The organism is Enterococcus sp. 9D6_DIV0238, from assembly GCF_002174455.2.
Taxonomy (GTDB): Bacteria; Bacillota; Bacilli; order Lactobacillales; family Enterococcaceae; genus Enterococcus_L; species Enterococcus_L dunnyi.
Genome location: NZ_CP147246.1, coordinates 830,522 through 843,661, shown reverse-complemented (window position 1 = coordinate 843,661; position 13,140 = coordinate 830,522). Strand labels below are relative to the sequence as shown.

The window sequence follows — 13,140 nt, the reverse complement described above, 5'->3', positions numbered from 1 at the left end:
TTTCCTATTTTTCAGTCAAGGCTAAACGGCTTGTTCCGCTATTATCGTTATCCAGCTGCACAGGCTAGCTCTTCGGAAAAAAGATAAAAATAGAGTGAGACAAAAAGCGTCTCAATCGATTTTTCCTATTTTTCTGTCAGAGCTTGACGAGCCTGTTCCGCTTTTATTTTAAGGAGGGATTTGGATGGAGATCCATAGAGGTTTAGATGGTGTCGTGGTTTCTGAAACAAAGATCAGTTCGATCGTCGAAAATCAGTTGTTGTTTGCTGGTTTTAATATTGATGATCTAGTTGCTGAAAATGTTCAGTTTGAAGAAGTGATTTATCTTTTATGGTATCTTAAGGTACCAAATGCTCAAGAACTGTTCAAGTTTAAACAGGATTTAGCTGCTGCCATGCCGATCTCAGACACAATAGTGACATGTTTGAAAATCCAGACACGGCAAAATCTTCATCCGATGAGTGTTCTTAGATCGACTATTTCACTTTTAGGGGTGTTTGATCCAAATGCAGAAGAAACAGATGAATCTTCATCTTATCAACAAAGTGTCGCTTTGCAGGCTAAAATGCCAACGATCATTGCGGCATATGCCCGGTTAAGAAAAGGCTTGGATCCAATCGCGCCTAGAAGTGATTTATCGATCGCGGCGAATTTTCTTTATATGCTCACTGGCGAAGAAGCGAATGCTGTACAGGTATCCGCAATGAATCAAGCATTGGTGTTGCATGCAGATCATGATTTGAATGCTAGCACTTTTACCGCGCGAGTCTGTGCATCGACATTATCCGACGTCTACTCCTGTATTACTGCTGCGATCGGTTCTTTAAAAGGACCGCTTCATGGTGGAGCAAATGAACGAGTATTTGATATGTTGATGGAAATTGATTCTGGTAGTTTGAGTGTTAAAGAGTATTTGAATCAAAAATTAGATCGTAAAGAAAAAGTGATGGGCTTTGGGCACCGTGTCTACAAAACAGAAGATCCAAGAAAAAAACATTTGAAAAAGCTCGCAAAAGAACTAACGGCATTGACGCAAAAAGAACAGTGGTACTTTTTATCTTGTCAGGTTGAGTGCTATTTAAAAGAAACAAAGGGGTTGATCCCTAATGTCGATTTTTACTCAGCAACAGTTTATCATTGTTTAGATATTGAAAGTGATCTGTTCACATTGATTTTTGCGATGAGCCGAGTATCTGGTTGGTTAGGTCATATTTACGAGCAAAAGCAAGAGGATTGTTTGATCCGTCCGCGCTCTCACTATGTAGGACCAAAGCATTTGACTTATCGGGCATTTGATGAAGAATTACGTTCAGGAGGAATCGAAGCATGACCAAAGGAGAAAAACTTGTTTTCAGTAACGGCCAACTTGTCGTTTCAGATTATCCAATCATCCCATTTATAGAAGGGGACGGCATTGGACCTGAAATCTGGCAGGCGGCTAAAACTGTCTTTGACGCCGCAGTAGAAAAGGCATATCAAGGGAAAAGGAAAGTTGTTTGGCAAGAGGTATTGGCTGGAGAAAAAGCGTTTGATCAGACGGGAGATTGGCTGCCGGAAGAAACGTTAGAGACGATCAAAACACATTTAGTTGCGATCAAAGGTCCACTTACAACACCGATCGGCGGTGGTTTTCGTTCTTTGAATGTTACACTAAGACAAGAATTGGATCTGTATATATGCTACAGGCCTGTACGTTACTTTACTGGTGTGCCTTCTCCGCTAAAGCATCCGGAACTTACAGATATGATGATTTTTAGAGAAAATACGGAGGATATTTATGCAGGAATTGAATTTCCTGCTGAAAGTTCAGATGCGGAAAAATTGATTAGCTATTTAAGAACAGAATTTGGAGTCGAAAAGATTCGTTTCCCTAAAACATCAGCGATTGGAATCAAACCTGTGTCTAAAGAAGGAACAGAACGATTGGTTCGGGACGCCATTGAGCACGCGTTGAAACATCAACGCAAATCAGTAACACTTGTGCATAAAGGCAACATCATGAAATTTACTGAGGGTGGATTTAAAAAATGGGGCTATACGTTAGCTGAAGAGGAGTTCGGCAATCAAGTTTTTACTTGGCAGACATATGAGAAAGTCAAAAAAGAACTCGGAAAGACAGAAGCTGACCATCAATTGTTGGAAGCTGAAAAGGCAGGGAAATTGATTATTAAAGATCGGATCGCAGATATTTTCTTACAAGATATTTTATTGCATCCAGATAAATATGACGTGATCGCTACCTTGAATTTAAACGGAGATTATATCTCGGATGCTTTGGCTGCTCAGGTTGGCGGAATCGGAATCGCACCTGGTGCAAACTTAAACTTGCAGACAGGTCATGGCATTTTCGAAGCAACCCATGGGACAGCACCTGAATTTGCTGGTTTGAATCAGTTAAATCCTTCTTCGTTACTATTATCAGGTGCGTTGATGTTTGAATATCTTGGCTGGGATGAGGTCAGTCGATTGATCACTGAAAGCATTGAACAGGCACTGGTGAACAAAACTGTAACAAAAGATTTCGCTGATCAAATGGATCAAGCAATGCTGTTGAGCTGCTCCGCATTTGGCGAAGAATTGGTTCGGTTCATTCAGACAACATAAAAAAAAGCTGACGAGTAATCGTCAGCTTTTGAGTTTACTAAGGTTAATTATGCTTTGTTAACGTTAGTAGCTTGAGGTCCACGTTGGCCTTCTTCAACATCGAAAGTCACTGCTTGACCTTCTTCTAAAGTTTTGAATCCGTCGCCTTGGATAGCTGAGAAATGTACGAATACATCGTTACCGTTTTCTGCAGTGATAAATCCAAAACCTTTGTCTGAGTTAAACCATTTTACTGTACCTGTTTCCATAATAAAAAATCCTCCTATGTGTGTATACACGTATTTTGCAATTACTTGAAAGGTGAAAATGTGGAAGATGTTTATTTGAAACAGCTACACATATATTACCGACCAAAAACTACACTCTTATCATAGCATATTTCCTTGTTCTTGACTAGTGATATCTCTTTTAAATTGTAAAAATTTGTTAAGAAATAAAGATTAATTGTCAAAAAAAACTTAGTTCTGTTATAGTATAGAGGTATTAAGCGTTAAATATGAAAGTAATGATAGAGTTATATCGCAGAAATCTATTCCGAAGGCGCAGTCTTGGAACTGCATAGATTTGAAAGTAGGAAGGGTTCAAATTGTTTAGATGAGAATAAGGTTATCCTTACTAATAGATAGTTTCACTTGGTTTATAGCTAACAAAGTATTTAATCAACTTAATTAAAGAGCCGCTCAACTTATTAGTTGAGCGGCTCTTGTCCATTTATCCGTTAATAGCGTAAAATGGCGACTAAGGATTTTTCATCGGGTGAAGCTTGTTGATCTAGGATGAACACTTTACCGCCGGTGTTTAGAATTTTATTTGTCACTTGATTCAAGACCTTTCTACGGTCAAATTCTTCATTGGACATTTCTGTCGTTTCATCAACGAGGTTTGCTGTTGAAATAAAGAAGTGTGAGATTTTTCCCTCTTCTGCAGCAGGAGCGATGTCAGCAAGCTGATCTACGTATTTTTTCTCCAATAAAAGATTATAGGTCGCTGTTTCATTTTTCTCCAATTCTTGATTGATTTTTTCCGCTGCTTTTTCAATGTCATTGATTGAAACTTGGGCTGGAGAAGAAGAGACAGCTGTATCTGTTTTTAAATAAGTATTTTTGGCAATTTTTTTGAATAATGTTTGATTTTCAGGCAATGCATATAAACGAATCGGCAGCTGATCAGGGTTAACAAAGGTATCTTTTAAGTAATTATCGATTGCTTGATAATAGTTTGTCCAGTCGATCTGCACCTCTTGATCTTTTGTGTTGACACCGTGATAAGCAACTCCTTCTTTAGAAGAGCCATTATAACCTGAGCCTGCTTTTGTTGAGTAATTTAAATTTCCACCTGTCAATTCATCACCTAATGTGCCAACCAAGTCTGTCGGAGCATCGTCAGGCAAATCAACTTTTGTCACACGACTATTTTCAACCAGGTAAAGCTGCATCGAATCACGATTTAGCGCCATTAGATAATAACGATAATTGAATTGATTGTTTTTGATGATCCCTAAAAGATAAGGGCGATCGTCAACATAATATTGGTCGTTAACAGGAACATCTAAACGATGGATAAAAACATCATTTTCAGTGAAAATGATTGAGACACTTTTCGTTGCGTTGCGCCAAAATGAGGCATCCGCAAGTAAAGCATCGATCTTATCTTGGAACGGTGCCCATGAGAGTGTCTTGTATTTTTTTTCAAAGCGGATTTTTGCAGCTTTTCCAAAGTTTTTGAACGCTAAAGAATCTTTTTCAACATCTTGATGTGCAACGTGTGTGTTTAAAATAAACGTTACAAAGGGACCGTGAACATCATCAGAGAATAAAACAGAAAGTGTGTCTTTTTCTTGATCTACCATAATACATTCCTCCTAAAATTTAAAAGCTGAATGAGCTAGTTCAGTTTAAGCTGGCTTAAAAGTAAAATAAAAAGCGGATCTCTGCGTGATCATTTACATTTTCAGCAAAACTGGTTCATGGAGCTGGTGACATTGAAACCCGTAACTACTTCTATTAAAAGTGTAGCACAGCCTTAAAAATGTTGGAACTAATATGGTTTGCCAAACATAAATGAAAGCAAAAGTTAAGAAATGCTTTATATGAGTATTTACTAATAGTTTTTTTATGAAATACAAAATAGCTATTCATAATTTTTTTAGGTGAAGATGTTAATATACCTTCATGCCAATTATCCCGAATTGGTTTTTCATACTTACTCCTACCAAGAGTAAATAACAACCTTCATTTCCACCACAGACGACGGTCGTGGTGGTTTTTTTGTTTTTAGATGAGTAAGATGAAAACCAATAAGAGATAGATGTTTTACTTCTTATGTGCTAAAATAGCAAGCGGGTTTGTTTTTTTTAAAGGGAGGAAACATATGAAAACAAAGGGAGTTACACAGCGTGAATCCAATTTCGAACTTTTGAGAATAGTTGCGATGCTTGGAATCATCATGTATCACTTGGTTTTGCACTATATTGATTATAGTCGCTTTGCTTTAGTAAATTTGGATAGAGGTTCCAACTATTATCATTTAGAAACAATTCAGATTATTTACACATTTGGTCAAATTGGAAATACGTTGTTTATTTTGATCACGGGATATTTTTTAATTAAAAAATCCACTGTAAACGTTGTAAAACCAGGAATTAAGTTACTAAACCGCTCTTATTTGTTGAGTATTGTGTTAGTATGTGTCGCTTATCTATTTGGCAGATTTCATATGCCAGTTTCTACAAGTACAAATATGCACATGCCACTTAATGGCTGGTGGTTTATTGGGTACTATATCATTATTATTGTTTTTGCAAAATTTTTTCTTAATGAGTATTTGAATAAACTTGATAAACGAGGATATTTGAATTTTATTGTGATCATGCTTGTATTGTTGAGTTTTTCGGAAATATTTAACATACTTGCTAACTTAAAAATTCAAAATTTTGCTATTGGAATTTCTGTATACGCAATTGGCGGTTTTATTCGGTTATATAATCCTTTAAAAAATGTTAAGACATTGACGTTACTATTATTTATCATAATTTTTATGTTGATTCAGGTGGTTCAATATAAATTAGACTTGAATGTAAATATTCGTCAGTTTTACCAAAATGGTAATAGTATGTATGTTAATTCACCGTTCAACAATGTTCTAAGATCACCAAGCATTTTATTTTTAATTTGTAGCGTGTCGATCTTTGAATTATTTAGACGGATCAAAATAGGAAACATTCGCGTGATCAATACATTATCTGCAGCAACATTTACAGTCTATCTTTTCCATGAGTCTCATTTTTTTAGATTGCTCCAATTTAAAGGTAATCCTTTGCCTAATCGTTTAAGGTTGCTGAAAACTGTTTCAACTAAGGTCATTGCCGAAGATCCAACGAAAGAGGTCATTGTTCCTTTAGATAATCCGGAAACTTGGCAGTCATTGAAGGATTTTCTAAATATTAGTCAGGTTTTTCAAGAAAGAGGAGTTAAAATTGGGCTTATGTATATGATTCTATTGACCGTTACTATTTTTATTGTAGGAGTGTTTTTCGAGTTCTTGTTGCAAATGATCAATAGGGGATTCAGATTGATTTTCTCTAAAGATTTAAACGCGTTAAAAAGAAGTTTAAGATAAAATCAATTCATCATATACAAATAAAAATGAGGTCAAAGTAAGCAATACTTTTACTTTGACCTCATTTTCTTATAAAGCCTCAATAAACCGATTTGTTTTGAACAGTCTTGTTTCCAGATTAGTGCCAAGTTCTATCGCTGCCCGTTGCCCTTTTCCACTAAATTTATAACGGATCGTATCAGCGTTCATTTTTGCCGCTACAAAAGAGACCCCGAAATTTGCCTGCATGGTTTGAATCAAGCGGACATATAAAGCACTCTCAGAAATGCCGAAATGCTGTGACAACTGAACTAAATTCCAGCCTTCTTTTAAAAAGCGAAATAAGACCACATCAGGAATAAGAATGGCTGAAGCACCGATATTTGCTTGAAATTCATGAAGCTCTTCGTTATAAGAATAGTGTAAGCTACGTTCAGTATCTGTGAAAATCGTTTTACCATCACCCATATGAAATAAATAATGAGTGATTTCATGACTGATCGTAAAATTCTTTCTCTTCTCACTCATATTTTGATTATACCCAATAGTTGTCTCTAAAGCATCTTGGACGATCATGCCGGAAATGCGGTCTTTTGCTACACCATCGAAAGGAAATCCTCGCATGAAGACTCCTTTTGATTTAACATAATCCCAAAGATAGGAACAGTTATAGTGTTCATAGCCAATATTATTAGCAACCATTACAGCTGAGATATAATCGTTGATTTGATCTGAAAAACTAAGGTATTCATCAATTTGCTCTGTCATCCAATCACGCCTTGTCGTCTTGTTTTAGTTCGCGTTCACGCTCGATTTCAGATCTTCTGAATCGAAGAAAACGGTCCACTTCATCTTTCAATTCATCTACTTCAGCTTCTGAGAGCCCTTCAGTATTCATTCGAAACATGATTTGTGAAGAAAGAGCTTCTTCAGGAAGATTTTCTTCCCGTGCCGGAGTATTTGTTCTCCCCAACAGGTAGTCTGTAGAAACATCAAAATAATCAGCGACTTTTTGAATGTTTTCTATTTTAGGAGAAGAAGTGTCCCAACGGCGGATTTGGCCATTAGAAATTCCTGTATTTCGTTCAATCTCAGCAAAAGTAACTTTCTTTTGATCAGCCAGCTCTTTGATTCTGTAAGTTAAACTCATGTTTTTCAACCTTTCATAAGCTTAAATGAAAAATAAATTAGCTTTCAAGCTATTTTTAATTGACAATTAGCTTTTAAGCTATTATACTATTCTTATAAGCTAATTTATAAGTAAACAGCTACTCAAGCAATTTCTTTACGCGATCACCATAATGAAAGCAGTGATCAAAGTAGAGAGAAGCTTGTTTAACTATACCTATATAATAGCGTAAAAGCTATTATTTGTCAATTTATTACTTTATATTAGCAAATTCACTAAGAGGAAAAGTATTAAGAAGCTTTAAGAGGAGGAGGAACGATATGAAAAGACGTAAAGCCAAAAGCAAGTTGCTTGTTCATTTTTTAAATTTGGCAGAATCAGGTGATAGACAGGCAGAAGTTCAGGCAAAGGAATTGGCAAAAGAAATTTTTAAAGAAGAGCAGGAAGTAAAACTGACAGAGAAAAGTTTAGCGAGTCAACAAGCAATTGAAGACTAATTATAAAGGAGAGGATAAATAATGATATTGTTTCCCGAAATCGATCGAAAGAAAACAAAAAAAAAGGTTCATGAGCTATTGAGCACCTATCGCTCTTTATTGAGAATTGCTGGAGATAAGCATGTTCCTAAAATCACCGCAGCATACGTTTTTGAAGTGCATCCAAGCACGAACAAAACAGGACAACGAACGGAACCGATCATTGATCGTAAGAAACTGGCAGCAAATGAGTTGACAAAAATCATCAATGCGATGAATCAATTAGATCGATATGATCGGCAATTACTTTATGACAAATATATGGACCGCCATTTTACCACTAATATTGCATTATATATGAATTACCATATGAGCGAAAGTAAGTTTTATCGTGAACTGGATAAAGCAATGATTCGTTTTGCAGAGTCTTATGAAAGTGGCGAATTATTGATAGAAAAGTGACATGATTTTGGGAGAAAAACGGCAGCTGAAGTAAATGAAAAACAGGTAAACTAATGATACTCATTAGTAAATGAAGACAAAGAGACTAAAAATAGGACATTCGTTAGACTATTGGGTACTCCTATAAAATAAAGAAAAGGTGGTAATTATGAAAATGTTTGAGTATTTAGATCGTTTTCTAGTAGATGCTGATCACAAAGCAATTTACGTATTGGCTTTGATTTGTGTTGCAATGATCATTGATTTTTTAAGCGGTAGCTTAGCAGCAAAAATCAATCCAGATATTCATTTTTTAAGCAAAGTGGGGATCAATGGAATTTTAAGGAAAATTGCGAGTATGGTACTACTCATGTTTTTTGTTCCGTTGGCACCATTGATTCCAGGTGGAACAGGTGTTGGCTTGATCTATGTGTTATATATCGGCTATCTGTTGATGGAATTGAAGTCCATTTTGGAAAACTACAAAAAAATGGGGATTGGTACAGAACTATTTGAAGAGTTTCTTAAAAATTTCAAAGATGATAAAGATGAAAAATGATCGAGAACAAACTAAAAAAAGGAAACTGAAGCAGAAATTCTGCAATCAGTTTCCTTTTTTTAGTTTTAATGATCGATAGAATGTTAATCCAAGTGCTGATAAACAGAGGATAAATGAACCTAAAAAGGTTATCCGCATACCAAAAATAAAAATATCAGGTCGTTCATTGATATAAGTTGTGACACGAGAGCCGTAGGCAACGCTCATCGAATGATACAAAATAGTTGTTGCTAAAGCGATCCCCAACACCATTCCTAGATTTCGAGCAAATGAATTCATACTTCCAGCTACCCCAAGATCTTCTTTAGCAACGCTGCTCATCACAGTAGTATTATTCGGTGATTGAAATAAAGCATTCCCTAGACCCATGATTCCTGTTGCTAAAATATAGTACCAGAGCGGTGTCCCTTGATTTAGGAACATGTACATCAAAGAAGTAATGGACAATAAGATCAATCCGGCGAAGGTCAATAATTTCGTTCCGATTTTATCGGTCAAATAACCGCTGATCGGAGAGCCAACGACCATCAATAAAGGAAAGACCATCATCAAAAGACCTGCTTTACTGGCGGGTAATCCTCGTGCATTCTGTAGATAAAAAGGAATGACGACATTCACAAAGAAGTTTGAAGAAAAAATCAAAACAGCTGTGATCAAACTCATAGTAAACACTTTATTTTGAAAAATCGTAAATGAAATAAGCGGCTGTTCGATTCTTTTTTCAATACGCAAAAAAGCTATGAAAGCAACTAATGCTAATATAAATAAGACGATCGGCAGGATAGCGGTGAACCCAAGTTCTTGCCCAATAAAGATTGCGCCAAAAAAAGTCATGATAAATGCAGCGAACAAACCAAAACCTGGCATATCGACTTTCTTTCCGCTTTTTGTAATATCTTTTGGTAAGAATTTTTCACAAATCAAAATAGTGATGATTCCTACTGGGACATTGATCCAAAAAATATACGGCCAAGAAAACTGTGATAAAATCAGACCGCCGATTCCCGGCCCTGCAATTGAACCTAATGAAACGAATGCACCGATCGAACCCAGCGCTCGGCCGCGCTCTTTTAAAGGGAACACTTCTGTGATGATCCCTGAATTTGTCGCCATCGTCATACTTGATCCGATCCCCTGAACCATTCGAGCAAATAATAGAAAGCCTAATGAATGATTAAATCCACACAGCAAAGAACCGATCGTAAAGACGATCGTTCCAATGCGGTAGACTTTGATTTTACCGAAACTGTCGCCGATCTTGCCAAATAGCAGTAAGCAAGCACAGACGATGATCAAATAAATCGAAACGATCCATTCGGACTGGTTCATCGGTACGCCCATGTCCTTGGATATTGTAGGCAAAGCAATATTCACAATACTGGCATCTAAGGTCGACATGAAAGTAAACATGGCAACCGAAACCAAAATCCACCACCGATTTTTTTGAACGATCGGATTTTCTTGAAAATTATTCACTGATTCCATTTCTTCATCTCCTTAAACAACACTGTAAACAGTCCGTTACTATAGTACTCCTTTTTTCAGAAAAATGTCAGTAAAAATGAAAAAATAAATAAGTATGAGAAACAAAAAAACATCTATCTTAAATTAGAACGAGGAAAATCACTTGCTCGATCACACTTTGTCTATCTATTTATGTTATCTGTTATAATAAATGAGGAAAAACTGTACTAAAAAGTCTCATTTTTTGTTATACTTTTTTTAAGAAGTCGATAAATAAGGAGTCGAGACTGTTTTAGTATAGTGCTAGGAAGAAATAAAACAGGACCTTTTTATCAGAACCAATCAAACGGAGTTGAAGAAATAGAAAAGTAGATAGATGCTTAAGAACATAGATTTTTAGGAGGATATTATGGCGACAAAACACGATCAAATATTAAAATATATTGAAGGATTGCCGATCGGCGATCGAATCTCAGTCCGAAGTATCGCAAAAAATCTTGGTGTTAGTGAAGGAACCGCGTATCGTGCTATCAAAGATGCTGAAAACATTGGATTAGTTTCGACCATTCAGCGTGTTGGAACGATTCGGATCGAACGGAAATTAAAAAAGCATATTGAAAAATTGACCTTTGGTGAAGTAGTTCGAATCATTGAAGGAGATGTGCTGGGCGGATCTTCCGGCTTAGACAAAGTTCTGAATAAATTTGTCATCGGTGCGATGACAGAAAAGGCGATGACTCGTTATATCACGCCTGGTTCACTGATGATCGTGGGGAACCGCCAGGGAGTGCAAAAACTGGCGTTGGAAAATGGCGCAGCAGTATTGATCACGGGTGGCTTTGATACAGAAAAAGAAATTGCTGAACTGGCAGATGAACTGGAAATGCCTGTACTCAGAACGACGTATGATACATTTACAGTGGCTACCATGATCAATCGAGCGTTGAGTGATCAACTCATCAAAAAAGATATCATGCTAGTCAGTGATATCTATACAAGTCTGGAAAAAACGAATTATTTGTTTTCAACAAATACGATCGCAGATTATCAAAAACTATCTGAAAAAACACATCATTCACGCTTTCCTGTCGTGAATAAGAGCCTGCGCTTAGTGGGAATAGTCACAGCTAAAGATGTTCTTGGAAAAGCGGAGACTTTGACAATGGACAAGGTGATGACTAAAGATCCGATCATCGTCAAAAAAATGATGAGTGTTGCAAGTGTCAGTCATCAAATGATTTGGGATGGACTAGAGGTGATGCCGGTTGTTGAAGATGACCTATCACTGGTTGGATTCGTTTCCAGACAAGACGTGATGAAAGCCATGCAGCTTGTTCAAAGACAGCCTCAAATCGCAGACACGATCTCAGATCAAATTTCAGGAGAAGTGATGCCGGTCGATGATACTGACAGGAATGAAGAGGGCCAATTTAGATTTACAGTGACACCGCAAATGGTCAATAGCGTAGGAACGATTTCCTTTGGTGTTCTAAGCGAGATCATTTCGAACGTGACACAGCGAACCATGATCACCAACCAAAGAAGAAATGTTTTGATTGAACAAATGAGTCTGCACTATCTACGTCTGATCCAACTGGAAAGTGAGCTTGATATAAGACCGCGTGTGCTGGAAATTGGGCGACGTTCAGCAAAACTTGATATCGAGGTGTATTTAGAAAACGCATTAGTGGCGAAAGCAATCGTGGTTTGCCAAGTCATGGAACGGACATAGGAGGAATGAAGATGGATGTTTTAAAAGACATTTTAACAACGATCAAAGCATATGAAACAATTATTATACATCGCCACCAGCGACCTGATCCAGATGCAATTGGTTCACAAGTTGGGTTGGCTGAACTTTTACGTACCAGTTTTCCGGAAAAAAAGATCTATCAAGTCGGCGGACCTGTTGAAGGGCTAGATTTTTTGGCGACAATGGATGAAGTTCCTGACGAATATTATGAAGATGCACTTGTGATCGTCACAGATACAGCCAATTCTCCTAGAATCAGTGATGATCGTTATAAACTGGGAAAACAATTAATCAAAATCGACCATCATCCTAATGACGAGCCTTATGGTGATTTAGTTTGGGTCAATACTAATGCGAGCAGCTGTAGTGAAATCATTGTTGATTTCTATCATCATAATCAATCAGAGCTAACGATGAATGACGAAGCAGCAAGACTACTATATGCAGGAATCATTGGCGATACTGGCCGATTTTTATATCCTGCGACTACCTCTCATACCTTAGAGGTAGCAGCGGAATTAATGACCTATGACTTTGAACCAGTTGATTTAAATCGTGAACTGGAGCAGATGCCAATGAAAGTGGCGAAATTAGCAGGTTATGTATATCAAAATATTGAGGTTGACGAAAATGGTGCTGGAAAGGTCATTCTACCGCAAAGTTTGCTGGATGAATATGGCATCGTTGATTCAGAAACAGCCGCTATTGTCTCTTTACCAGGGATAATCGATGAAGTGCTAGCCTGGGGAATTTTTGTCCAACAGCCGGAAGGCTATTATCGTGTACGTTTAAGATCAAAAGGACCTGTGATCAATGAGTTAGCGAAAAAACATCATGGTGGTGGGCATCCTTTAGCTAGCGGTGCTAATGCTAAAGATAAAGCAGAAGTGACGGTTATTTATAATGAAATCCAACAATTGTGCAAAGAATACAAAAAATAACGTATGAAAGCATTTACAATTTGGTGCGAATCTATTATACTAAAGCTAGTTGAATAGTGGATAGTGATTGTCGTAGACAAGCTAAACCTGATTATACCAAGTGTTTTTATTTGGCATAGTTAGGTTTTTTCTTTTTTTAAAGGGAGGATTACTATTATTTCTATTCAACAAAAAAT

The 13,140-nt window shown here is 36.9% G+C and carries 13 protein-coding genes; 8 read left to right on the top strand and 5 right to left on the bottom strand.

The annotated features are described in order from the left end of the window. Positions 1 to 184: 184 nt before the first annotated feature. The gene (locus tag A5889_RS03990; protein WP_087641354.1) at positions 185 to 1,330 is read left to right on the top strand and encodes a citrate synthase; all 1,146 of its coding nucleotides are present in this window, start codon (positions 185 to 187) and stop codon (positions 1,328 to 1,330) included. Next, on the top strand, positions 1,327 to 2,604 hold the full coding sequence (icd, locus tag A5889_RS03985) for an NADP-dependent isocitrate dehydrogenase (protein WP_087641355.1): 1,278 nt from the start codon (positions 1,327 to 1,329) through the stop codon (positions 2,602 to 2,604). The genes A5889_RS03990 and icd overlap by 4 nt, the downstream gene beginning before the upstream one ends. Before the next feature lie 47 nt (positions 2,605 to 2,651). On the opposite strand, the gene A5889_RS03980 is transcribed toward icd, so the two are convergent. Together A5889_RS03980 and A5889_RS03975 are read right to left on the bottom strand one after the other, a co-directional pair. Continuing rightward, positions 2,652 to 2,852 (bottom strand): cold-shock protein, encoded by a 201-nt coding sequence (locus A5889_RS03980; protein WP_010760878.1) that lies wholly within the window; start codon positions 2,850 to 2,852, stop codon positions 2,652 to 2,654. Positions 2,853 to 3,322: 470 nt separating this feature from the next. Next, positions 3,323 to 4,453 carry a hypothetical protein gene (locus A5889_RS03975; protein ID WP_087641356.1) on the bottom strand — a complete coding sequence of 377 codons (1,131 nt, stop codon included), beginning with the start codon at positions 4,451 to 4,453 and terminating at the stop codon, positions 3,323 to 3,325. 521 nt (positions 4,454 to 4,974) lie between these two features. Here A5889_RS03975 and A5889_RS03970 point away from each other — a divergent pair. Then, a complete protein-coding gene (locus A5889_RS03970) occupies positions 4,975 to 6,222 on the top strand; it encodes an acyltransferase family protein (RefSeq protein ID WP_176372846.1) in 1,248 nt (415 codons plus the stop codon). Between the two features lie 69 nt (positions 6,223 to 6,291). Here the strand turns inward: A5889_RS03970 and A5889_RS03965 are convergent, their stop codons facing one another. Next, complete coding sequence (locus A5889_RS03965) at positions 6,292 to 6,969, bottom strand: ImmA/IrrE family metallo-endopeptidase (RefSeq protein ID WP_087641358.1); 678 nt, start codon at positions 6,967 to 6,969, stop codon at positions 6,292 to 6,294. 4 nt (positions 6,970 to 6,973) lie between these two features. Beyond that, positions 6,974 to 7,351 (bottom strand): helix-turn-helix domain-containing protein, encoded by a 378-nt coding sequence (locus A5889_RS03960; RefSeq protein ID WP_087641359.1) that lies wholly within the window; start codon positions 7,349 to 7,351, stop codon positions 6,974 to 6,976. Between the two features lie 299 nt (positions 7,352 to 7,650). On the opposite strand from A5889_RS03960, the gene A5889_RS03955 reads away from it, so the two are divergent. The 3 genes from A5889_RS03955 (at position 7,651) to A5889_RS03945 (ending at position 8,806) form a co-directional block, all read left to right on the top strand. Beyond that, the gene (locus tag A5889_RS03955; RefSeq protein WP_176372847.1) at positions 7,651 to 7,827 is read left to right on the top strand and encodes a hypothetical protein; all 177 of its coding nucleotides are present in this window, start codon (positions 7,651 to 7,653) and stop codon (positions 7,825 to 7,827) included. Between the two features lie 21 nt (positions 7,828 to 7,848). After that, entirely contained in the window at positions 7,849 to 8,268 is a 420-nt protein-coding gene (locus A5889_RS03950; RefSeq protein WP_087641360.1) for an ArpU family phage packaging/lysis transcriptional regulator, read from the top strand. Positions 8,269 to 8,422: 154 nt separating this feature from the next. Continuing rightward, a complete protein-coding gene (locus A5889_RS03945; RefSeq protein ID WP_087641560.1) occupies positions 8,423 to 8,806 on the top strand; it encodes a phage holin family protein in 384 nt (127 codons plus the stop codon). 45 nt (positions 8,807 to 8,851) lie between these two features. Here A5889_RS03945 and A5889_RS03940 read toward each other — a convergent pair whose 3' ends face one another. After that, on the bottom strand, positions 8,852 to 10,291 hold the full coding sequence (locus tag A5889_RS03940) for an MFS transporter (protein ID WP_087641361.1): 1,440 nt from the start codon (positions 10,289 to 10,291) through the stop codon (positions 8,852 to 8,854). A gap of 388 nt (positions 10,292 to 10,679) precedes the next feature. Between A5889_RS03940 and A5889_RS03935 the strand changes: the two genes are divergently transcribed. Further along, a complete protein-coding gene (locus A5889_RS03935; RefSeq protein WP_087641362.1) occupies positions 10,680 to 12,002 on the top strand; it encodes a DRTGG domain-containing protein in 1,323 nt (440 codons plus the stop codon). Positions 12,003 to 12,013: 11 nt separating this feature from the next. Next, positions 12,014 to 12,964, top strand: a complete 951-nt coding sequence (locus tag A5889_RS03930; RefSeq protein ID WP_087641363.1) for a DHH family phosphoesterase — start codon at positions 12,014 to 12,016, stop codon at positions 12,962 to 12,964. The last annotated feature ends 176 nt before the right edge of the window (positions 12,965 to 13,140 follow it).